This window comes from Streptomyces sp. NPDC059567, assembly GCF_042735655.1.
In the GTDB taxonomy this organism is placed as follows: Bacteria; Actinomycetota; Actinomycetes; order Streptomycetales; family Streptomycetaceae; genus Streptomyces.
The window spans coordinates 49,123-71,837 of record NZ_JBHWBS010000019.1 but is presented as its reverse complement, the minus strand read 5'-3'; the positions used below and the strand labels follow the sequence as shown (position 1 = coordinate 71,837).

The 22,715-nt window shown below is 72.8% G+C and carries 16 protein-coding genes; 7 read left to right on the top strand and 9 right to left on the bottom strand.

Annotation, left to right across the window (positions count from 1 at the left end; genetic code table 11):
• Window positions 1-40: 40 nt before the first annotated feature.
• Window positions 41-1,291, bottom strand: coding sequence for an Ig-like domain-containing protein (locus tag ACFVZW_RS12275; protein ID WP_384520074.1), 1,251 nt, complete (start codon window positions 1,289-1,291; stop codon window positions 41-43).
• A 187-nt stretch (window positions 1,292-1,478) separates the two neighbouring features.
• A complete protein-coding gene (locus ACFVZW_RS12270; RefSeq protein ID WP_384520072.1) occupies window positions 1,479-2,717 on the bottom strand; it encodes an Ig-like domain-containing protein in 1,239 nt (412 codons plus the stop codon).
• A 196-nt stretch (window positions 2,718-2,913) separates the two neighbouring features.
• On the opposite strand from ACFVZW_RS12270, the gene glgX reads away from it, so the two are divergent.
• Window positions 2,914-5,142 (top strand): glycogen debranching protein GlgX, encoded by a 2,229-nt coding sequence (gene glgX / locus ACFVZW_RS12265; RefSeq protein WP_384520070.1) that lies wholly within the window; start codon window positions 2,914-2,916, stop codon window positions 5,140-5,142.
• A 212-nt stretch (window positions 5,143-5,354) separates the two neighbouring features.
• Here the strand turns inward: glgX and ACFVZW_RS12260 are convergent, their stop codons facing one another.
• Genes ACFVZW_RS12260 through ACFVZW_RS12240 form a run of 5 tightly spaced genes read right to left on the bottom strand, consistent with a single transcriptional unit; the run spans window position 5,355 to window position 10,254 of the window.
• Window positions 5,355-6,356, bottom strand: a complete 1,002-nt coding sequence (locus tag ACFVZW_RS12260; protein ID WP_384520068.1) for a helix-turn-helix domain-containing protein — start codon at window positions 6,354-6,356, stop codon at window positions 5,355-5,357.
• Between the two features lie 28 nt (window positions 6,357-6,384).
• Entirely contained in the window at window positions 6,385-7,047 is a 663-nt protein-coding gene (locus ACFVZW_RS12255; RefSeq protein WP_384520067.1) for a response regulator, read from the bottom strand.
• Complete coding sequence (locus ACFVZW_RS12250) at window positions 7,040-8,587, bottom strand: sensor histidine kinase (protein WP_384520065.1); 1,548 nt, start codon at window positions 8,585-8,587, stop codon at window positions 7,040-7,042. Before ACFVZW_RS12250 ends, ACFVZW_RS12255 begins: the two co-directional genes overlap by 8 nt.
• A 21-nt stretch (window positions 8,588-8,608) precedes the next feature.
• On the bottom strand, window positions 8,609-9,352 hold the full coding sequence (locus ACFVZW_RS12245; RefSeq protein ID WP_384520064.1) for an ABC transporter permease: 744 nt from the start codon (window positions 9,350-9,352) through the stop codon (window positions 8,609-8,611).
• Window positions 9,349-10,254 carry an ABC transporter ATP-binding protein gene (locus tag ACFVZW_RS12240; RefSeq protein WP_384520062.1) on the bottom strand — a complete coding sequence of 302 codons (906 nt, stop codon included), beginning with the start codon at window positions 10,252-10,254 and terminating at the stop codon, window positions 9,349-9,351. Before ACFVZW_RS12240 ends, ACFVZW_RS12245 begins: the two co-directional genes overlap by 4 nt.
• 216 nt (window positions 10,255-10,470) lie before the next feature.
• On the opposite strand from ACFVZW_RS12240, the gene ACFVZW_RS12235 reads away from it, so the two are divergent.
• Both ACFVZW_RS12235 and ACFVZW_RS12230 read left to right on the top strand, forming a co-directional pair.
• Complete coding sequence (locus tag ACFVZW_RS12235) at window positions 10,471-12,270, top strand: ABC transporter ATP-binding protein (RefSeq protein ID WP_384520060.1); 1,800 nt, start codon at window positions 10,471-10,473, stop codon at window positions 12,268-12,270.
• A 506-nt stretch (window positions 12,271-12,776) separates the two neighbouring features.
• The gene (locus tag ACFVZW_RS12230; protein WP_384520106.1) at window positions 12,777-14,630 is read left to right on the top strand and encodes an ABC transporter ATP-binding protein; all 1,854 of its coding nucleotides are present in this window, start codon (window positions 12,777-12,779) and stop codon (window positions 14,628-14,630) included.
• Between the two features lie 155 nt (window positions 14,631-14,785).
• Here ACFVZW_RS12230 and ACFVZW_RS12225 read toward each other — a convergent pair whose 3' ends face one another.
• A complete protein-coding gene (locus ACFVZW_RS12225; RefSeq protein WP_384520059.1) occupies window positions 14,786-16,081 on the bottom strand; it encodes an MFS transporter in 1,296 nt (431 codons plus the stop codon).
• Between the two features lie 11 nt (window positions 16,082-16,092).
• Between ACFVZW_RS12225 and ACFVZW_RS12220 the strand changes: the two genes are divergently transcribed.
• From ACFVZW_RS12220 to ACFVZW_RS12205, 4 genes are all read left to right on the top strand, one after another.
• Window positions 16,093-16,767 carry a TetR/AcrR family transcriptional regulator C-terminal domain-containing protein gene (locus ACFVZW_RS12220; protein WP_384520058.1) on the top strand — a complete coding sequence of 225 codons (675 nt, stop codon included), beginning with the start codon at window positions 16,093-16,095 and terminating at the stop codon, window positions 16,765-16,767.
• Window positions 16,768-16,966: 199 nt separating this feature from the next.
• Window positions 16,967-18,994 carry a M4 family metallopeptidase gene (locus ACFVZW_RS12215; protein WP_384520056.1) on the top strand — a complete coding sequence of 676 codons (2,028 nt, stop codon included), beginning with the start codon at window positions 16,967-16,969 and terminating at the stop codon, window positions 18,992-18,994.
• A 75-nt stretch (window positions 18,995-19,069) separates the two neighbouring features.
• Window positions 19,070-19,741, top strand: a complete 672-nt coding sequence (locus ACFVZW_RS12210) for a response regulator (protein ID WP_384520055.1) — start codon at window positions 19,070-19,072, stop codon at window positions 19,739-19,741.
• A 45-nt stretch (window positions 19,742-19,786) separates the two neighbouring features.
• Complete coding sequence (locus ACFVZW_RS12205) at window positions 19,787-21,436, top strand: sensor histidine kinase (RefSeq protein ID WP_384520053.1); 1,650 nt, start codon at window positions 19,787-19,789, stop codon at window positions 21,434-21,436.
• A 7-nt stretch (window positions 21,437-21,443) separates the two neighbouring features.
• On the opposite strand, the gene ACFVZW_RS12200 is transcribed toward ACFVZW_RS12205, so the two are convergent.
• On the bottom strand, window positions 21,444-22,670 hold the full coding sequence (locus ACFVZW_RS12200) for an alginate lyase family protein (protein WP_384520052.1): 1,227 nt from the start codon (window positions 22,668-22,670) through the stop codon (window positions 21,444-21,446).
• Window positions 22,671-22,715 lie beyond the last annotated feature (45 nt).

The window sequence follows — 22,715 nt, the reverse complement described above, 5'->3', positions numbered from 1 at the left end:
CTCACAGCACCGGGTCCGCCGTACGAAGTTGCTCGGAGAGCTACTTGATCCACTCCGACCAGGACATGTTCCAGCCGTTCAGGCCGTTGTCCGGAGCGATCTGCTTGTCCTTCGAGTTCTTCACGACCACCACGTCACCGATCAGCGAGCGGTCGTAGAACCAGGCCGCCGGGGTGGACCCGTCGCCGGCGCCGCGCGCGTCCCGCAGACCGACACAGCCGTGGCTGACGTTGGCCGAGCCGAAGGTGCCGGACGAGGCCCAGTAGTTGCCGTGGACGAAGGTGCCCGAGGTCGACAGACGCATCGCGTGCGGCACGTCCTTGATGTCGTACTCACCGCCGAAGCCGACCGTGGCGCCGTTCATCCGGGTCACCTTGTACTTCTCGCTGATGACCATCTGACCGTTGTACGTGGTCGTGGACGGGGCGCCCGCGGTGATCGGGATCGTCTTGATGATCTTGCCGTCGCGCTCGACCTTCATCGTCTTGGCGCTGGCGTCGACGGTGGAGACCTGACGGCGGCCGATGGTGAAGGAGACCTTCTTCTTCTGCTTGCCGTAGACACCGGGACGGCCCTCGACGCCGTCCAGGTTGAGCTCGACGGTCACCTTGGTGCCCGCGGCCCAGTACTCCTTGGGGCGGAAGTCGAGGCGGTCGTTGCCGAACCAGTGGCCCTCGATCTCGACGGCCGGCTCGGCGGTCACCTTGATGGCGTTCTCGACGGCCGCCGGGTTGGTGATGCCCCGGGTGAAGTTGACCGAGACCGGCATGCCGACGCCGACGGTCGAGCCGTCCTCGGGCGTGTAGTGGCCGATGAAGGTGTTCTTCGGGGTCAGAGTGGTGAAGGTGGTGTCCTTCGCCGACTCACGGCCCTCGGCGTCCTTCGCGATCGCGTGGACCTTGTACTGCGTACCCGCCGACAGGTGACCGACCGGCGTCCAGCTGGCGCCGTCCGCGGCGATCTTGCCCTCGACCTCGGCACCCTTGGTGTCGGCGACGGTGACCGTCGTCAGCTTGCCCTGCTCGGCCGTCACCTTCAGCACACCGCTGGTGGCGACCGAGTCGGCGCCGTCCTTCGGGGCGATCGTGACGACCGCCTGCGACGCCGCATTCTCCTGCTTGCCCCCGCCGCTCTGCGCCGGGTCCTGTCCGCCCTTGCCGCCGCCCGCCGGGTCCCCGCCCCCGCACGCCGTCAGCACCAGGAGCAACGCTCCCACAGCCAGGGCCTGCAGACGCGCGCCCCCGCGCCGCCGTCCACGCCCCACCCCGGCCGATATCGGCTGCCCGTTCAAAATGGTCGTCTCCCCTCGCACGGCCTGGTCTCACCACGGCCCGCACCCCCGCGCGCATCCTCCGCGCACACGGCGCTAGATAATCACACCGTAGGACACGAAAGTTCCACGCGAATGTCACTGTTCAGTCCCAGTCGATCCAGGAACCGTGCACGTGACGCAGGTCAGCGAGGGGACGACGGGGGGCTCACCGCAGGGCGGAACCTGCCTTCCACTGGTTCCACTCCATGTTCCAGCCTCCGAGCCCGTTGTCGGGAGCGACCTTTCGGTCACGGGAGTTGACCACTTCCACCACATCGCCGATGAGGGTCCGGTCGAAGAACCAGCCCGCCGGGGAGTCCGGGCTGCCGCCCTTCTCGTCCCGCAGACCGACGCAGCCGTGGCTGACGTTGGCCGACCCGAAGGTCGAGGGATCGGCCCAGTAGTTGCCGTGCAGGAAGGTCCCCGAGTCGGTCAGCCGCATCGCGTGCGGTACGTCCTTGATGTCGTACTCGCCGCCGAAGCCGACCGTGCGGCCGTCCATCCGCGTCACGTCGAAGAGCTCCGTGACCACCATCTTGCCGTTGTACGTGGTGGTCTTCGGCGCCCCGGCCGTGATGGGCACGGTCGCGAGGACGGCACCGTCCCTGTGCACCTCCATCGTGTGCGCCGCCGCGTCGACCACGGACACCTGGGAGCGCCCGACCGTGAACCCGACCGTCTTGCGCTGGATGCCGTACACCCCCGGCGCCCCCTCGACATCGCGCAGCGCGAGCTCGACGGTCACCTTGGTGCCGGGCCGCCAGTACTCCTCCGGACGGAAGTCGAGCCGCTCCTTGCCGAACCAGTGGCCGACGACCTCCACCGGGGGCTCGGAGGTGATCCTGATGGACCGTTCGACCGCCTCCCGGTTCTCGATGGCCCGGTTGAAGCCGAACGAAACGATCATGCCGGTGCCGACCGTGGAACGGTTCTCCGGCTTGAAGTAGCCGATGAAGCGGCGCTCGGGCACGACCGTGGTGAACGTGGTGTGCCGGGCGGAGCGCCGGCCGTGGGCGTCGAGCGCCACGGCGTCCACGCTGTACTTCGCGGCGAGCGCGAGCCGCGCGCCCGCGTTCGGCCGCCAGCGCAGCCCGTCCTCGCTGATCGCGCCGGGGACCGCGGTCCGCTGGGCGTCCTCGACCTGGACGACGGTGACCCGTTCGAGGCGTCCGCTGTCCACCCTCACCTCGATCGGCCCCTCGGCGGGCACGGCCCGGCTGCCGTCCTCCGGGCTGATCCGGATGACGTCGCCGGGCGCCCGCGCCTTCCCGGGCAGCGAGATGTCGATGCCTCCACCGCCGCCGTCACCACCCTTGTCGGTGCAGCCGGCAAGCCCGGCCATCAGTCCCGCCGCCGCCAGGGCGAGCACCGCACCGGTCCTCACCCGCTTCAGTACGTGTTTCACGCCCGGCCCAACGACGGCCACCCTCCAGGGGAAACGTGCGTGCGGGTCATGTTGGGAGTCCGGTCGTCCGGGCAGAACAGGTGGGAGGACCACGTGCGGGGAGTCGCGGCCGGGACGCCGCGCCCTCCGCGACATGGGGTACCTCCCATGCCGGTGGCTGTGGGGGAGGGCCCGACGAGCCGCGGGAGGCCGACAGGTGTCGAGCGCAGCCGAGCAGGAGGCGGTACGGGACGGAGTGGGGCTCTCCCCTGCCCCGGAGCGGCCCCGGCCCGTGGTGTGGCCGGGGGCGCCCACCCCGTTGGGCGCGCGGTGCCGGGTGGGACCCGACGGGGTCGCCGGCACCAACTTCGCGCTGTGGGCGGGCGGGGCGGAGGCCGTCGAGCTGTGTCTCTTCGACACCGACGGCGCGGGGCGGGAGACGGAGAGACGGCTGCCGCTGACCGAGCTCACCCACGAGATCTGGCACGGCTTCGTGCCGGGGGTGGCGGCCGGGCAGCGGTACGGCTTCCGGGTGCACGGCCGCTGGGACCCGTGGACGGGCGCCCGCTGGAACCCGGCCAAGCTGCTCCTGGATCCGTACGCGCGAGCCGTCGACGGGGACTTCACGCTGCCGCCCGAGGTGTACGGGCACGTCCGCGACTGGCCCCAGCAGCACGTGGCCGACACCGTGCGGGACGACCGGGACTCGGCGCCGTTCGTCCCGAAGGGCGTCGTCGTCCAGGACGACGACGACTGGTCGGACGACCGCAGACCGAAGACCCCCTGGCCGGACTCGGTCATCTACGAGCTGCACGTGAAGGGCTTCACCCAGCTCCACCCGGGCATCCCCGAGCAGTTGCGGGGCACGTACGCCGGGCTCGCGCACCCGGCGGCGATCGACCATCTCGTACGGCTCGGGGTGACGGCGGTCGAGCTGCTTCCGGTGCACCAGTTCGCCCACGAGGACCATCTGCTGCGGCGGGACCTGCGGAACTACTGGGGCTACAACTCCATCGGCTACTTCGCCCCGCACGCCGGCTACTCCTCGTCGGGGACCACCGGCCAGCAGGTCGGCGAGTTCAAGCGGATGGTGCGGGCGCTGCACGCCGCCGGGATCGAGGTCATCCTCGACGTGGTCTACAACCACACGGCCGAGGCGGGCGAACTGGGCCCCACTCTCTCCCTGAAGGGCATCGACAACCGCGGCTACTACCGGCTCCAGTCCGACGCCCGCCGGTACGCCGACTACACGGGCTGCGGCAACACCCTGCACGTGGTCCAGCCGCAGGTGCTCCGGCTGATCACGGACTCGCTGCGGTACTGGGTGACGGAGATGGGCGTCGACGGCTTCCGCTTCGACCTGGCCGCGGCGCTCGCCCGCTCGATGCACGACGTCGACATGCTCTCGCCCTTCCTCGCGGTCATCGCCCAGGACCCGGTGCTGCGCCGGGTCAAGCTGATCGCCGAGCCGTGGGACGTCGGCAACGGCGGCTACCAGGTCGGCGCGTTCCCCCCGCTGTGGACGGAGTGGAACGACCGCTACCGCGACGCGGTACGGGACTTCTGGCGCGGCGCGCTGCCCGACGTGCGGGACCTCGGCTACCGGCTCTCGGGCTCCAGCGACCTGTACGCCTGGGGCGGCCGGCGCCCGTACGCCTCGGTCAACTTCATCACCGCCCACGACGGGTTCACGTTACGGGACCTCGTCACCTACGAGCGGAAGCACAACGAGGCCAACGGGGAGGGCAACCGGGACGGCACGAACGACAACCGCGCCTGGAACTGCGGGGCGGAGGGCGAGACCGACGACCCCGAGATCGGCGCGCTGCGCCTGCGCCAGCTGCGGAACCTGCTGACGACGCTGCTGCTGTCGACCGGGGTGCCGATGCTGGTCGCGGGCGACGAGATGGGGCGCACGCAGGGCGGCAACAACAACGCGTACTGCCAGGACAACGAGACGAGCTGGCTGGACTGGTCACTGCCCGAGGACCCCGGGCGACGGGAGCTGCTCGCCCTGACCCGCCGGCTGCTCGCCCTGCGCCACACCCACCCGGTGCTGCGCCGCCGCGCGTTCTTCTCCGGCCGCCCGCAGGGCGCGGACGGCCTGCGGGACCTGGCGTGGTTCACGCCGGACGGCCAGGAGATGACGGAGCAGGACTGGTACGCCCCCGCCGCCACCCTGGGCCTCTACCTCTCGGGCCGCGACATCCCCGGCCGGGACGCCCGCGGCGCCCAGATCACCGACGACAGCTTCCTGGCGATCCTGCATGCGGGCCCACGCCCCCTCGCGTACCGCCTCCCGGGTCCGCCGTGGGCGGAGTCGTACGAACTGGTCCTGGACACGACCTTGGAGGAGCAGTCCCAGGCCCCGGGAACGGTGCACCGAGGCGGGGAGACGGTGACGGTGGGGGCGCGGTCGGTGCTGCTGCTGCGGGTCGGGGGGTGAGGGGCGCGGGGTGAAGACCCGCACCGGCCACCGCGGCGCGACGGCGGTGGCCGGTGCGGGAAGGGATGGTGCTTCCCCCTGCGTGCCGTGGCGGCACGCACGCCTGGGGCACCGGCACACGGGCCGTCCCCGACATCCCCCGTGACGGCTCCGCGTGTCCGTCCAGTCTCCGCGCGTCCGTTCGGCGCTGTCTTTGGCCTGGAGCGCACAGCTCATTGACGCTGCGCGCACGCCCGGTACTCGCTGGGGGTGCAGCCGTACGCCGTCCGGAACGCCCGGCTGAAGGCCGCGTGGTGGCGGAAGCCCCAGCGGGCCGCGATGTCGTGGACGGGCGCCGCCCGCTGCGCCGGGTCGGCGAGGTCGCGGCGGGCGCGGTCCAGCCGGCGGTCGCGGATCCAGCCGGAGACGGTGACGCCGTGTTCCTGGCACAGCAGGTGCAGATAGCGCACCGAGATGTGGTGGGCGGCGGCGATGGTGTGCGGTGTGAGGCCCGGGTCGGCGAGCCGGAGCCGGACGAACTCCTGGATCCGCAGGAACAGCGCGTGCCGGCGGCTCTCGGGCTCCTGCGCGCTCGCGGCGTCGAGGTACGGGCCGGCCGCCCCGGCGAGGAGGTCGAGCATCACCCGTGTCAGGCGGGGCGCCTCGCTCTCGGCGAAGGACGCTCCCCCGGGGGCTTCGTCCTGGCGGGACCCCCAGTCGGCGGCGAGCCGGACGAGGAACTGGGCGAGCATCGCCCCGAATCCGGAGTCCGAGCCCATCCGCAGGGCCACGAGCCGTTCGGCCTCGCGGGCGGGGAGCGGGAGGAGGGCCTTGGGGAACTGGGCGACGATGTGCCCGAGCCGCCCCTCCTCGCTCCGCGTACCGCCGTGGAAGGGCAGCGAGGAGTCGTAGACCATCAGGTCGCCGGCGCCGAGTGTCGTGTCCCGTCCGCCCTGGGAGATCCACATCTCGCCGCTGAGGGTGAGCGAGAGCTGGTAGTAGCCGGGGTCGGAGCGGCTGATCAGCCGGGGTGTACGGCTGCTGCTCAGGGGCCGGTAGCGCATCGCGGCGACCTGGACGGCGCCGAGGTCGAGGATGTGCGCCTCGGCGTGGAAGTCGTCCGCGTGCTCGCTGCCGATGACGGTCGGGATCAGCGCCGTGGCCGTCAGGTCGTGCCACGCGCCGAAGCGTTCCGCCGGGTCCAGTGCGTCGGTCGTGAAGTGGTGGACGTCCATGACTCCCCCGAGTCGCGGCACACGTCGGTCAGTTGCGGCCCAGGATGCCCCGGTCGTACGCCACCGCGACCGCGGCCGCCCGGTCCTTGACGCCCAACTTGCCATAGATGTGCGTCAGATGGGTCTTCACCGTCGCCTCGCTGATGAAGAGCTCGGCGGCGATCGCACGGTTGGAGGTGCCCTTGGCGACGAGTTCGAGGACTTCGCGTTCGCGCGCGGAGAGGCTCTCGTCCACCGGCGCCGCGGGGGCGCGGACGCGGGAGACGAGCCGGGAGGCGACGGCCGGGGACAGCACGGTGCGGCCTTCGGCGGCCGCCCGGACCGCGGCGAACAGCTCCTCGCGGGGTGCGTCCTTGAGGAGGTAGCCGGTGGCACCGGCCTCGATCGCGGGCAGCGTGTCCGTGTCGGTGTCGTAGGTGGTGAGGACGAGGACCCGGGAGCGGGCCCCGCGCCGGGTGAGCTCGGCGATCGCGTCGACGCCGTTGCCGCCGGGCATCCGCAGGTCCATGAGGACGACGTCCGGGTCGAGACGCAGGGCGAGTTCGACGGCCTCGACACCGCCGGACGCCTCGCCGAGGACCTCGAAGCCGGGCGTGCCCGGGGTGCCGGCGGTGAACATGCCGCGCAGGCCGTCCCGTACGACGGGATGGTCGTCGACGATCAGCAGGGTGATGCGCTTGTGCTCAGCCATGGTGCACCAAAGGTACGCGGGCGGAGATCGCCGTTCCCTCGCCGGGCTCGGTCTCCAGGGCGACGGCGCCGGCGAGGCGTTCGGCGCGGGCCCTCATGCCGTCGAGACCGAAGCCGCCACCGCCGGTGCGGGCGGGGACGGCGCCGGGATCGAAGCCGCGGCCGTCGTCCCGTACGTCGAGGGTGACCTCGTCGCCCATGTAGGACAGGGTGACGCCGGCCCTGGACGCGCCGGAGTGGCGCTCGGCGTTGGCGAGGGCCTCCTGGGCGATGCGCAGCAGGGTGGCGGCGACCTCGTCGTGCAGGGGTTCCTCGGTGCCGGTGACGGTGAACCGGGCCGTGATGCCGGTACGTTCGGACCAGTCGGCGACGGTCTTCTTCAGCGCCTCGGGGAGCGTGTCGTGCTCCAGGGCGACCGGGCTCAGGTTCTGCACGGAGCGGCGGGCCTCGCCGAGGCTGTGGCGGGCGAGGCCGGCCGCGCGCCGGAGGTGGACCCGGGCGAGCTCCTGGTCGGGGGTGGCGGTGACGACCTGGAGCTGGGCGATGATCCCGGCCAGGCCCTGGGCGAGGGTGTCGTGGATCTCTGCGGCGAGCCGCCGCCGCTCGTCGGCGACCCCGGCCTCGCGGGCCTGGAGCAGGAGTTGGGCCTGCAGGGCGGCGTTCTCGTCGAGGGCCTGCTCCAGACGGGCGTTGGTACGGGCGAGTTCGGTGATGGTGGCGGCGCGCTCGGCGGCCTTCTCGGCCTCCTTCGTACCGAGGTGGGAGAAGACCATGGCGAGGCAGGCGTTGAGGGTGAAGAGGCCGCCGAAGACGAACCAGCCGACGAGCGATGCGGGCGGCAGGCCCCCGGACTGGGCGCCCGCCATGGTGACGGCGGTGCACAGGAGTCCGGCGCGGGCGAGCCGAGGGGGCAGGAGCTGCACGGCGTCGAAGAAGCCGATGCAGGCGTAGACGGAGAAGAACGGGTTGAACCAGGCGAGCGCGAAGGCGAGCGCGGTGCGCAGGACGAAGTAGCAGACGGACGCGGTGCCGGGAGCGCCGGGGACGAGCCCCGCATGCTCGCCGGCGAGCTCGGTGGCGGATGCGGTCCCGTACGGGGTGGGCCGGTCGCCGGCCCACCCGACGGGCCGGGTGTCCCGCGTGGTGGGATCGGCGTAGGACACGACGGACCGGGCGTCCGACGCGGTGGGGCCGGCCCTGGACACGACGGACCGGGCGTCCGACGCGGTGGGGCCGGCGTGGGACACGACGGACCGGGCGTCCGACGCGGTGGGGCCGGCCCTGGACACGACGGGGCGCCCGCCATCGGTGGCCGGCGCGGTGGGATCCGTCTCCGCGGCACTGACTCGGCGTTGGCGGGCGTCCCAGACGAGTTGGAGGGCGAGCGCCGCGACGACCAGGACCGCGGTCGTGACCATCTCCGTACGGTCCATGATCTGGTCGGCGGCCGCGGCGGCGAGGACGGTGGCGAGGGCCAGCAGGCCGTGCGGCCCCCAGCGGAAGAACTGCCGCCAGCGTTCCTCGACCGTCGTCGCCATCATCGGCTCTCCCCCATGCCGTCACTACTCCCAGCGGAACCAGCGCGCGGCCGTCGCGGTCAGCACGACCGTCCACAGGACCATGATCCCGAGCGCCGCCCACCCGGGCCAACCGCCGGTCGTCGCCGCGTCGAGCGCCTGCGAGGCGGCGCCGTACGGCGTGAACTGGACGATGCGCTGCAGGGTATCCGGCATGGCCTGGACCGGGACCCAGACGCCCGCCGTGAACATCGTCGGGAAGAAGACGGCCGACCCGACCGCGGTGGCGATCTTCTGGGTACGGGAGACGGCGCAGACGGCGGCGCCGAGGGCGAGGCCGCCGGCGATCGCCAGCAGCAGGGCGAGGACGTACCCGGGGAGGTTCTGCGGCAGCCGGACGCCGAAGGCCAGCCGGCCGACGACGATGACGAGCCCGGAGGAGAGGAGGGCCGCGGCACCGTGCAGGGTGATCTGGGCGGTGAGGAGGGAGACCGGGCGGACCGGGGTGGTCGACATCCTTCGCAGGATGCCGCGTTCGCGGTAGCCGGCGAGGACGGGCGGCATCGCCTGGAGTCCGGCCATGATCATGGCGAAGAGGACGGAGACGGGGACGTAGAGGTCGATGACCCGACGGCCGCCGAGGTCCTCGGACACTTCGCGGAAGGACGGGATCAGGCCGAGGATCACGAGGAGGACGGTCGGCGAGACCATCACCCAGAACAGCGTGCCGGGTTCGCGGGTGAAGAGACGGACCTCGGTCTTGAGGACCGTGGTGGTGGCGGTGCTCATCGGTGGTCGGCTCCTGTCAGGTCGAGGAAGGCGTCGTCGAGGGTGGCGTCGATGACCCGCAGCTGGTGGGCGGTGACGGCGCGCCGGGCGAGGAGCCGGATGAGGGCGTTGACGGTCTCGTCGGTGCCGCTGACGACGGTCCGGCCGTCCTTCGTCTCCACGGCGGCCACCTGCGGCAGGGCGCGGAGTTCGGCCGGGTCGAGGGGGGTCTCGGCGGCGAAGGAGATGACCTTGGAGGCGGTGGCGCGGCCGATCAGCCCGTCGGGGGTGTCGAGTGCGGCGATCCGGCCCTTGTCGATGACGGCGATCCGGTCGCACAGGCGCTGGGCCTCCTCCATGAAGTGGGTGACGAGGAGAACGGTCACCCCGCCGGCCCGGATGTCCTCGACGAGGGACCAGGTCTCGCGCCGGGCACGCGGGTCGAGCCCGGTGGTGAGCTCGTCGAGGACGACGGCACGCGGGTTGCCGACGAGGGCGAGCGCGATGAACAGCCGCTGCTTCTGCCCGCCGGACAGCTTCCCGAACCGGGCTTCGAGATGGGCGTCGAGCCCGAGCCTCTCGGCGAGGCTCCGCCAGTCGGCGGGCCGCTCGTAGAAGGAGGCGTACAGCTCCAGCGCCTCCCGTACGGTCAGCTTGGCCTGCAGCTCGCTCTCCTGGAGCTGCACCCCGAGGATCCGGGTGACGTCGGCGTGCTGGGCGACGGGGTCGAGCCCGCCGACGCGTACGGTCCCGGCGTCCGGGACGCGGAGCCCCTCGACGCACTCGACGGTCGTGGTCTTGCCGGCCCCGTTGGGTCCCAGGATCCCGAAGATCTCCCCCTCGGCGACCTCGAACGAGACACCGTCGACGACGCTCCGGCCGCCGTAGGCCTTGTGCAGGCCCTGAACTTCGATCATTGCCATGGCTCAAGCGTGGCCGCGGAGCCGGTCCGAGGACATCGGCCATCACGCTCGAAGCACGATCAACCGATCGGTTGATGGCCGGTACGACTCCGGGGAGCGGCCGGGGGCGCGAGACGCCGGGCCGCTGCCAGGCGCCGGTCGGGGCGGATCGGGAGGGTGGGTGCGGGGAGAAAACCAGGTGAGGGTTGTCAGTGGTGAACCCTAGGCTCGGACCTGATGCCCGGAGAAGATGCAGTCGCCAAGGAATCCCCCGACCGCTCGGCCGTGCGCACGCTGTTGCGCCTGTGGCCCTATGTACGACCGGTGCGGGGGCGGTGGGTCACCGCCGCCGTCGTCGCGATCGTCGCCTCGTGTCTGTCGCTCGTCATTCCGCTCGTCCTGAAGTGGATGGTCGACGGGCCCGTCGCCGCGGGCGATCCGGGCGGTGTGTGGCTGGGCGCGCTGTATCTGCTGCTCCTCGGGATCGCGGAGGCGGTGCTCTTCGGCTTCCGGCGGTGGCTGGTGGCGCGGCCGCTGGCCGGGGTCGAGGCGCGGATGCGGGCCGATCTCTTCTCTCGTCTGCAACGGCTACCGATCGCCTTCCACGACCGCTGGGCCTCGGGTCAGCTGCTGTCGCGCGGCACGACCGATCTGATGCTGGTCCGGATGTTCCTCGCCTTCCCCCTGACCTTCCTGCTGGTCAACGGCGTGACGATCCTGGCCGGTTACGTCCTGCTGCTCGACCAGGACTGGACGCTCGGCCTGGTGCTGCTCACGCCCGTCGTCCCGCTGGTGATCCTCTGCTCGCTGTTCGAGACGAAGTACTCCGTCGTCGCCCGGCGCGCCCAGGACCAGGTCGGCGACCTGACCACCGTGGTCGAGGAGAGCGTCCTCGGCATCCGGATCGTCAAGGGCTTCGGCCGCCACCGCAGCCAGGCGCTCGCCTTCCGTGAGCTGGCCGAGCGGCTGCGGGGCACCGAGCTGGTCAAGGCGCGGCTGCTCGCCGGGATCTGGGCGCTCATCACCGTCATCCCGGAGCTCGCGATCGGCGCGGCGCTCGTGCTCGGCACCGTCCAGGTCGCCGACGGCGAGCTGTCGGCCGGCACGCTCGTCGCCTTCCTGTCGACGGCGCTCGCGCTGCGCTGGCCGGTGGAGTCGATCGGCTTCCTGCTGGCGATGAGCCAGGAGGCGGCGACGGCGACGGAGCGGTACTTCGAGGTGATGGACGAGGCGCAGGAGACGCCGGGGCCGGAGTCGACTCCCGTACGGGCCGCGGGCGCCACGTCCTCGGACGGTGTGCGGTTCGAGAACGTCACCTTCCGCTACCCGGACGCGCCGGCGGACACCCCTCCCGTACTCGACGGCATCGACCTGCACATCCGGCCCGGCGAGACCCTCGCGCTGGTGGGCGGAACCGGCTCGGGCAAGACCACCCTGACCGCGCTCGTCCCCCGGCTGCACGAGGCGACCGCCGGGCGGATCCTGCTCGACGGCGAGGACATCACCCGCATGGAGCGCGAACGGCTGCGCGCGCTGGTGTCGGTGGCCTTCGAGGAGCCGACGCTGTTCTCGGCGAGCGTGGGCGAGAACGTGCTGATGGGCATCGGGGCGGGGGCCGGCGAGCCGGAGCTGCGGCGCGCGCTGGGGGTGGCCCAGGCCGAGGGGTTCGTGACCGCGCTCCCCGACGGCGCGGCGACCCAGGTGGGCGAGCAGGGCCTGAGCCTCTCGGGCGGCCAGCGCCAGCGCCTCGCCCTGGCCCGCGCGGTCGTCGGCCGCCCGCGCTTCCTGGTCCTCGACGACCCCCTGTCCGCGCTGGACGTCCACACCGAGGCCCTGGTGGAGGCGGCGCTGCGGGAGGTCCTGCGCGAGACGACCGCGCTGGTCGTGGCGCACCGCCCGTCGACCGTCATGCTCGCGGACCGGGTCGCGCTCCTGTCCGAGGGCCGGATCGCGGCGGTGGGCACCCACCACGAACTGCTGCGGAGCAACGCCGAGTACGCCTGGCTGATGTCGGGCGAGGGAATCGAGGAACGATGACGGATCCCACGACGACATCAGCGACGGACACGGAGGAGACGGCTCCGGGCGAGGCACCCGGGACGCCGGCGGCCGCACCCTTCGGGGTGGGTACCGGCCTGGCCGGGGCCGGGGCGCCGGGGGCCGGGTCGGGTCCGTCCGACGCCGGGAAGCCCGGGACGGGTACCGGCCCGTCCGGGGCCGGGGCGCCGAGGGCCGGGTCGGGCCCGTCCGGGGCCGGGGCGCCGAGGGCCGGGTCGGGCCCGTCCGAAGCCGGGAAGCCCGGGACGGGTACCGGCCCGTCCGGGACCGGGACGCCGGAGGCCGGGTCGGGCCCGTCCGGGGCCGGGGCGCCGAGGGCCGGGTCGGGTCCGTCCGAAGCCGGGAAGCCCGGGACGGGTGCCGGCCTGGCCGGGACCGGAGCGCCGGGAGCCGGGACGGGTGCCGGCCCGTCCGGGGCCGGGGCGCCGAGGGCCGGGTCGGGTCCGTCCGGGACCGGAGCGCCGGGGGCCGGGGCGGGTACCGGCCTGTCCGGGGCCGGGGCGCCCGGGGACCGACCCGGTCCGTCCGCGGGCGGTACGCCCAGCGGGGACCCCTTCGACCAGGACGACCTGCCCACCGCCCCCGGTGCCACCGGCGCGCTGCTGCGTTCGCTGCTCTCCGCGCACCGCGCGCGCGTGGCCGTCGCCGCGCTCGTGCTGCTGGTCCAGCAGGCCGCCGTGCAGGCCGGTCCGCTGCTCGTCGCGTACGCCATCGACCGCGGCGTGCCCGCCATCCGGGACGGGGACTACGGGCCCGTCGTGGCCGTCGCCGTCGGGTACCTCCTCTGCGCGGCGGCCGCCGGACTCCTCCAGTACGCCTTCGTCCGCGGCGCCGCCCGCGTCAACCAGGACGTGCTGCTCGACCTCCGCGGGCGGATCTTCCGCCATGCCCAGGCGCTCAGCGTGGACTTCCACGAGCGGTACACCTCCGGACGGCTCATCTCCCGCTCCACCACGGACGTGGAGTCCCTGCGGGAGCTGCTCTCCGAGGGGCTCCAGGAGCTGATCGGCGTCGTCCTCGCGTTCGTGTACATCTCGGCGATGCTGCTCTGGCTGGACCTGGGCATCGGCGCGGTGGCCGTCGCCTCCTTCGTACCGCTGTATCTGCTCGTACGGATCTACCAGCGGCGCGCGGCCCTCGTCTTCGCCGAGCGGTCCACCGCCATCGCGGGCGTGATCGTGAAGTTCGCCGAGACGATGAACGGGATCCGGCCGGTACGGGCGTTCCGCAGGGAGCAGGCCAACGACACCGAGTTCGGCGCGCTCAACCACCGCCATGAGCGCAGCAACGGCGACGTGCTCCTGGAGATGGCCCGCTATGTCGTCGGCTCGCGCCTCGTGGCGAACGCGGCCGTGGCCGGCATGTGTCTGTGGGGGGCGTACCGGGTGGCCGGGGGCACGCTGGCGCTCGGCGTGCTGGCGGCGGCGGTGCTGTACATGCGGCGGCTGTACGACCCGATCGACCGGCTCGGCATGTTCCTCAACTCGTACCAGTCGGCGGCCGCGTCGCTCGCCAAGATCGCGGGCCTGCTGGCGCAGGAGCCCGGCGTCCCGGAGGCCGTCTCGCCCAAGGAGCTCCCGGCGCGCCGGAGCGGGACGCCCGGACGCGAAGTCGTCTTCGAGGGCGTGCGGTTCGCGTACCGGACGGGTGGCGAGGTGCTGCCCCGTTTCGATCTCGCGATCCCCGCGGGCCAGACGGTCGCCGTCGTCGGCTCCACGGGCGCGGGCAAGTCGACGCTCGCCAAACTGCTGGCCCGTTTCTACGACCCGACGGAGGGGCGGGTGCTGCTCGACGGGGTCGACGTCCGGGAGCTCGCGACGCCCGAACTGCGGCGCGGTGTGGTGATGGTGACGCAGGAGGCGTTCCTGTTCTCGGGGACGGTCGCCGAGAACATCGCGATCGGGCGGCCGGAGGCGACCCGGGCGGAGATCGAGCAGGCCGCGAAGGCGATCGGCGCGCACGAGTTCATCGCGGGGCTTCCGGACGGGTACGACACGGACGTACGGAAGCGGGGCGGGCGGATCTCCGCGGGCCAGCGGCAGTTGGTCGCCTTCGCCCGCGCGCTCCTCGCGGACCCGGCGGTCCTCATCCTGGACGAGGCGACGAGCTCGCTGGACGTGCCGGGGGAACGGGCGGTGCAGCTGGCGATGGACACGGTGCTCGCCGGTCGGACGGCGGTGGTGATCGCCCACCGTCTGTCGACGGTGGAGATCGCGGACCGCGTCCTGGTGATGGAGCACGGCCGAATCGTCGAGGACGGCCACCCGTCGGACCTGGTAGGCGGCGAGGGCCGCTTCGCAACCCTCCACCGCGCCTGGCGAGACAGCCTGGTGGGCTAGCCCCTCCCCCGTTGTGGACCATCCCCCCGGACTCCGTCCGGGGGGCACGACGGGGCGGCGCCCGGCGGGGCGCGTCCGCTCCGACCCCCGGAGGCCGGGCGCCGACGCAGACCCCGCGCGCCCCGCCTCGCCCAAGGCCCCGGCCTCGGCCCCCGTCAGGCCCTGCGTCCCCGCAGCAGCGCCGCACACAGCGCCGCCGCCAGAAGCATCGCCCCCGCCGCCCCGTACGCCGCCCCGTTCAGCGCGGACGTGAACGCCGCACGCGCCGCGTCCAGCACCTCCCCGGGAAAGCCCATCGCCCCGCCCAGCGTCTCCCGCGCCGCCGCCGGCGCCGAAGCCGGCATCTCGGCCGTGTAGACCGCGGCTCCGATCGAGCCGAGGACCGCCATCCCGAGCGCCCCACCCAGCTCCGTGCCCGACTCCATGACCGCCGCCGCAGCGCCCGCCCGCTCCGGCGGGGCCGCGCCGAGCGCGCTCTCGTTGGCGAGGGTCATCGCCGAGACGAGACCGGAGGCGTACACCGTGGCTCCGACGAGGACGACCCACAGCGGAATGTCGGCGTCGATGAGGGTCAGCGCCGCGAAGCCGACCGCCGAGAGCAGGAAGCCGCCGGTCATCACGTACGCCCGGTCCACCCGCCCCGCGAGCACCGCGGCCACGGGCGCGGCGATCATGACGCCCACCGACGGCGCCAGGCTCCACAGCGCCGCCTCCAACGGGCTCTGGCCGAGGACGGACTGCAGGTACTGGGTGAGGAAGACGGCGAAGCCGACGGTCGCGACCATGGCGAGCAGGTTCACCAGCACCGAGCCCCCGTAGGCCCGCTTGCGCAGCAGCGCGAGGTCCACCATCGGTTCCGCGAGCCGGCTCTGACGGCGCAGGAACACCAGGGCGATCAGCAGGCCCGCCGTGACCGCGAGCGCCGGCAGCGGACGCCAGCCGTCCTTGGCGAGCTCCTTGATGCCGTGGATCAGCGGCAGCAGCGCGGCGAGCGACAGCAGCGCGCTGGTCCAGCAGAACCGCCCGCCCGCCGCCGCGCCCGTGGACTCGGGAAGGAGTACGGGTCCGAGGATGAGGAGGAGGGCCATCGCGGGCAGGTTGACGAGGAAGACCGAGCCCCACCAGAAGTGTTCGACGAGCGCGCCGCTGACGACCGGGCCGAGCGAGATCCCGCTCGCCATCACGGTCGTCCACAGCGTGACCGCCTTGGCCCGCTGGGCCTCGTCGCGGAAGAGGGTGCGGATCAGGGCGAGCGTGGACGGCATCAGGCAGGCCCCGGCGACCCCGAGCAGCGCACGGGCGGCGATCAGAGTGCCCGGGCTGTGGGCATAGGCGGCGGCGGCCGACGCGAGACCGAAGAGCGCGGCGCCGCCGAGGAGCAGCTTGCGCGGCGCTGCGCCAGGAGGGTCTCGTCCACCCCGAGCCGGGCGTCGGCACGGTCGTCTCCACACCGGCGGCCCCCGTGCCCGCGACGGCGCCGACCCGCGAGCGGATCGTCCGTGCCGCGATCGAACTGGCCGACGCCGAGGGGCTTCCGGCGCTGACGATGCGCCGGCTGGCCACCTCCCTCTCGACCTCGACCATGGCGCTGTACCGGCATGTGCCGGGCAAGGGCGAGCTGGTGCGGCTGATGACGGACGCGGTGTGCGGGGAGGTGCCGCTGGGGCCGGTGCCGGCGGACTGGCGTACGGGACTGGGGCACGGGGCGCGCTGGCTGCGCGGGGTGTACACCCGGCACCGCTGGATGGCGCAGGCGATGGCCTCCTTCACCCGGCCCGTCGCCTCACCGAACGCGATGGCCTATCTGGAGTGGATCCTGGGAGTCCTGCGCGGCACGCCGCTGACACCGTTCGAGAAGCTCCACACCCATCTGGCGATCTTCGCCTACATCCAGGGTCTGGCGATGGCCGACGATCTGGAGGAGCGGGCGCGGCAGGACACCGGGATGTCGGACGGTGAGTGGATGGACCAGAACGAGCCACGGTTCGACGCGATTTCGGCCGGGGGTTCCTACCCCCTGCTCGACGCGCTCTCGGCGGGCGCGGACTTCGAGGTGGACCTGGAGTCCCTCTTCGAATTCGGGCTCCGGAGAACGCTGGACGGCGTCGCGGCCATGATCGACGAAACGTCCGGTTAACGAACACGACCTTTCGGGCACCGGACGATTTCCGGCCAACTTGTTGACGCGCTCCTGACAGACGCACGTCACTGCTGCCAATCTCTCCCCGACTCGTAAGAGAGTTCGCGCTTCACAGGTACGTGCTCCACAGCTCTGTTTGCTCTGCCCGGACCGACCCACCCAGTGGTCCGGTACCCCCCTCGCAAAAGGAGTCTGCGTGAGATCCACGCCCAGCCGCCGCGCCACCGCGACCGGCGCTCTGATCGCTGCCGCGGCCATGATCGCCGTCGGCGTCCAGTCGGGTTCCGCCACCGCGGCGGACGACCAGTGGACCGTCGCCCCGAAGGCCCAGGCCGCGGGCCAGGCCAACCCCGGCAAGCTGCCGGCCGACCTGTCCCCCGCCCAGCGCACCGCGCTGATACGCGCCGCCGACGCCGACAAGGCGGCGACCGCCAAGTCCCTCGGCCTCGGCGCCCAGGAGAAGCTCGTCGTCCGCGACGTCGTCCAGGACCGCGACGGAACGACCCACACGCGCTACGAGCGCACCTACGCCGGACTCCCCGTCCTCGGCGGCGACCTGGTCGTCCAGGAGACCAAGGCCGGCGTCACCCAGGGCGTCACCAAGGCTTCCCGTGCCGAGCTGAAGAACGTCGACACGACCGCCGACGTCGCCCCGGCCGCCGCCGAGAAGCAGGCGCTCGGCGCCGCCGCCGCGGAGGGCTCGAAGAAGACCGCCGCCGAGCGCGCCCCGCGCAAGGTCGTCTGGATGGCGCAGGGTTCGCCCGTCCTCGCGTACGAGACCGTCGTCGGCGGCCTCCAGCACGACGGCACCCCGAACGAGCTCCACGTCGTCACCGACGCCACCACCGGCGCGAAGCTGTACGAGTGGCAGGCGGTCCACACCGGCACCGGCAACACGCAGTACAGCGGCCAGGTGACGCTGGGCACCGCGCCCTCGTACACGCTGACCGACACCGGCCGCGGCAACCACAAGACGTACAACCTCAACCGGGGTACGTCCGGCACCGGAACGCTCTTCTCCGGTTCCGACGACATCTGGGGCGACGGCACCCCGCAGAACGCGGAGACCGCCGGCGCGGACGCGCACTTCGGCGCCGGGGTCACCTGGGACTACTTCAAGAACGTGCACGGCCGCTCCGGCATCCGCGGTGACGGCGTCGGCGCGTACTCCCGGGTCCACTACGGCAACGCGTACGTCAACGCCTTCTGGCAGGACTCCTGCTTCTGCATGACGTACGGCGACGGCGCGGGCAACACCAAGCCGCTCACCTCGATCGACGTGGCCGCGCACGAGATGTCGCACGGCGTCACCTCGAACACCGCCGGTCTGGTCTACAGCGGGGAGTCCGGCGGTCTGAACGAGGCCACCTCCGACATCTTCGCGGCGGCCGTCGAGTTCTACGCCAACAACGCCTCGGACAAGGGCGACTACCTCGTCGGCGAGAAGATCGACATCCGCGGCAACGGCACCCCGCTGCGCTACATGGACAAGCCGAGCAAGGACGGCTCGTCCAAGGACGCCTGGTACTCGGGCATCGGCGGCATCGACGTCCACTACTCCTCGGGCCCGGCGAACCACTGGTTCTACCTGCTCTCCGAGGGCAGCGGCGCGAAGACCGTCAACGGCGTCAACTACGACTCGCCGACCTCCGACGGCCTGCCCGTCACCGGCATCGGCCGGGACAAGGCCGCGCTGATCTGGTTCAAGGCCCTCACCACGAAGTTCAGCTCCAACACGAACTACGCGGGTGCCCGTACGGGTACGGTCGCGGTCGCCACCGAGCTGTACGGCGCCGGCAGCCCCGAGGTCCTGGCCGTCGAGCACGCCTGGGCCGGCATCAACGTGGGCTCGCGCCCCGGCGGCGGCAACCCGGGCGGCAAGGTCTTCGAGAACGCGGCCGACGTGTCCATCCCGGACAACGGCGCCGCGGTGACCTCGACGGTCAACGTCACGGGCATCACCGGCAACGCGCCGGCCGCCCTCAAGGTGGACGTGGACATCGTCCACACCTACCGCGGTGACCTGATCGTCGACCTCGTCGCCCCCGACGGCTCGGTCTACAACCTGCACAACCGCTCCGGCGGCAGCGCCGACAACATCGTCCAGACCTACACCGTGAACGCCTCCTCGGAGGTCGCCAACGGCGCCTGGAAGCTCCGCGTCCAGGACCGGGCCGCGATCGACACCGGCTACATCAACAGCTTCAAGCTCACCTTCCCGTAACACCGGGTGAGTGACGGACGCCCGGAGGGCTCGTTCCCTCCGGGCGTCCGCGCGTTCGTGCCTAGGCTGGTGGGCATGATCAGGGTGCTGCTCGCGGACGACGAGGCGATGATCCGGGCCGGGGTGAAGGCGATCCTCGCCGCCGACCCGGGGATCGAGGTGGTCGCGGAGGCGGCCGACGGGCGCGAGGCCGTCGAACTCGCCCGCCGTCACCTGCCCGACGTGGTCCTCCTCGACATCCGGATGCCCGGGCTCGACGGCCTCGGGGCCGCGGAGGAGCTGCGCCGCGCGGTGCCGGAGGCGGCGGTCGTGATGCTGACGACGTTCTCCGAGGACGAGTACATCGCCCAGGCCCTCGGCTCGGGCGCCGCCGGCTTCCTGCTGAAGTCCGGCGACCCGAGGGAACTGCTCGCGGGCGTACGGGCGGTGGCCGCCGGGGCCGCGTTCCTCTCCCCGGAGGTCACCCGACGCGTCATCGCGCACCTGCCGACCGGCCGGCTCTCCCGCGCGGCGGAGGCCCGCGAGCGTCTGGAGCCGCTGACGGCACGGGAGCGGGAGGTGGTGGCCCTGGTGGGCGCCGGCCTGTCGAACGGGGAGATCGCGTCCCGGCTGTACGTCGTGGAGGGCACCGTGAAGGCCCACGTGAGCGCGGTCCTCGCCCGCCTCGGCCTGAAGAACCGGGTACAACTGGCGATCCTGGCGTACGAGGCGGGGCTGGTGGATCTCCTGGAGGGCCGGGACCACTGACTTTCGTCAGGGGTCCCGGTGCCGTCCCTCCGGCAAGCTGGGGGGATGCGTCGTGAACGGCTTCGGGATCTTCTGCTCGACCTGGGTCTCTGGGGGCTGCTCGGCACGCCCGTGCTGCTGCGGCTCGACCCCAACGACGGCGGCTCCTGGGGGCAGGTCGTCGTGGGGCTCGTCGTGCTCGGCGTGGCCGTGGCGTGTTGCCGGCCGCTGCCGCTGGTCTCGCTCGCCCTCGCGGTCGCGCTGAGTCTCGCCACCTCCCCGGAGCTGTTCACCGCGCCGTACGCGCTCGCGCTCGTCGTCTTCGGCTATCTCGCCGGACGGCGGCAGCAGCACACCCGCGCCGCGCCGGCCCTGTTCGCCGCGGTCGCGGTGCTCGGCTTCGCGCTCGTCCCGCTCTCGGACGGAAACGTCTCCCAGGGGTTCACCGTCGTCCTGGTCCTCGCCCTGGCGATCGTCGCGCCCTGGCTGACGGGCCGGTACGTGCGCCAGTACGCCCGGCTCGTCCGGGCCGGCTGGGAGCTCGCCGCGCGTATGGAGCGCGAGCAGGCGGCCGTCGCCGACCGGGAGCGGCTGCGCGAACGCTCCCGGATCGCGGGCGACATGCACGACTCGCTCGGTCACGACCTCGCACTGATCGCGCTGCGCGCCGCCGCGCTGGAGGTCGATCCGGGGCTCGGCGCCGGGCGGCAGGCCGCGGCCGGGGAGTTGCGCGTGGCGGCCGCCGACGCGACGGCCCGGCTGCGGGACATCATCGGTGTCCTGCGGACGGACGACGAGGAGGAGCCGGGCGGCGCCCCGACGACCCCGGTCGGGGAGACGGTCGAGGAGGTCGTGGCGCGGGCGGCCGCGTCCGGGCTGCGGGTGGAGCTGACGGTGACCGGTCCGGGCGGTGAGACACCGCCGATGGTCGACCGGGCGGCCCACCGGCTGGTGGTGGAGTCCCTCACGAACGCGGCCAAGCATGCGCCGGGCGCCCCGATCCGGGTCGCGCTGGAGCGCGCGGACGGCGCGCTGACCGTGGCGGTGTCCAACGGCCCGGCCACCGGGGCGACCGGCTGCCGGCGGAGCCGTACGGGCACGGCCGGCTTCGTGTCGGGCCGTGCCCGTACGGAGCGGGCGGCGCGGGCCGGTGGCGTGTCCGGGTGCGCTGGAGACGGCCCCGCCGGTGGCGTCTCCGGCGGCACCGGGCTCGTCGGGCTCGACGAGCGGGTGCGGCTGGCCGGGGGGCGGCTGAGCCACGGTCCGGACGGGGCCGGCGGGTTCGCCGTCCGGGCGGTGCTGCCGCTGGAGCCCGGTGCCGCCGCGCAGCCTGCCGCGCCCGCCGCGCCCGCCTCCGTACGGGAACGGGCCTTGGCCCGGCGGGAGGTGCGGCGCGGGCTCGCGCAGGCGATCTGGATCCCGCTCGCGCTGGTCGCCGCGCTCGGTCTCGTGATGCTGCTCTTCGGGCTGTGGACGCAGTCCCGGTCCTTCCTGGACCGGGACGACTACGTCTCGCTGCGCGTCGGCGATCCGCTCTCCGCCGACGCCGAACGCCTCCCGCCGCACCCGTTGGACGGACCGACCGCCGACGCCCCGCCGGAGCCGCCCGGCATGGACCGGTGCCTGTACTACCGGGCGACGATGACGGCCGCGGTGCCCGTCTACCGCCTGTGCCTCGTCGACGGGCGGCTCGCCGGCAAGGCACTCGTGGGTTGAGCCGGCGTCAGTTCGGGTTCCCCGCGTGCGTCAGGGTCTCCCAGGAGACGAAGTAGTTGTCGGTGCCCGAGGGCCGGTGCGACTCGGTGTAGATCTGCGTGTTGGTCATGGAGATGCCCATCCGGCCGTTGAGGGCGTTGAAGCCGACCTCCGTCACCCGGCCCAGGCCGGGCTTCACCGTGCCGCCGCAGAGCCAGGACGGGACCGCCGTACCGTTCTCGTACTTGGTGTGGAAGCCGAGCGCGTGCCGCAGCCGTTCGGAGACCTGGGGGTAGAGGTCCGCGCCCTGGATGCGGCTGGTCTCGGCGGTGTGGACGGCGGCGGCGAGGCCCCAGCCGGTGTGGCCGAAGTCCCGGCAGGTCTCCTGGGAGAGGCCGTCGGCGAAAGTGGACTGGCCCTGCCAGTACTTCACGATCTCGTCGCGGGTGTCGATGCTGCTGTTCGGCGGCGGCTTGGGCGTGGCGCCGTCGGTGGAGAGGTAGACGTACGCGGGGACCCGGCCGAGATAGGTCTTCACGGCCTTGTCGTAGGCCGCGCGGTCCTCCAGGTGGACGGCGATGCCGAGGGCGGCCTCGGTCATGATGAGTTCCCAGTTGCCGTTCTTGGTGGCGGCGCCGTTGATGATCTCGGGGAGATAGACGGTGCGGAGCATGGTCGCGAAGCGGCCGGAGTTCGCCCACCCGCCGGTGTAGGTGTGCTTGATGATCTCGGCGGCCCGCGGCCAGGAGGAGCCGGCCCAGCCGGTCTGGAGCGGGGCGTTGGAGTTGGTGTGGTCCGTGATCACGGCCGACCAGGCGTCCATGATCTCGATCGCCTTGCGGGCGTGGCGGTCGTCCCGGGTGATGTACCAGGCGAGCGCCTGGGTGTAGGCGGCGACCGCGTCCTGCCGCTCGTCCGTGCAGCCGTGGTTGGGGTTGGACGACGAGCCGCACTCGACGACGGCGCGTGGCTTGGGCGCGCGCGTCAGAGAGGCGTAGGAGCTCGCCATCATCTGGTCGTAGGCGGCCTTCCAGGGCTGCGCGCCGGCCTGCACCTTCGAGCGCACGAAGTCGAGTTGGGGCCGGGACACGACGACCCCGGGGTGGGTGAAGGTCGCGGGGGCGGCCGCCTGGGCCGGGGCGGCCGGGGCCGCCGCGGCCCGTTCGGGTCCGGCGGCGGCCGTCGGCGCGAGTGTCACGGCGACGGCCGCCGCCAGTGCGGTGGCGAGTGCGGGGACCAGGGCTTTGAGGCGCATGTGGGGGGTGCCTTTCGTTCCTGTATGTGAACGTCGAGCGGGTGA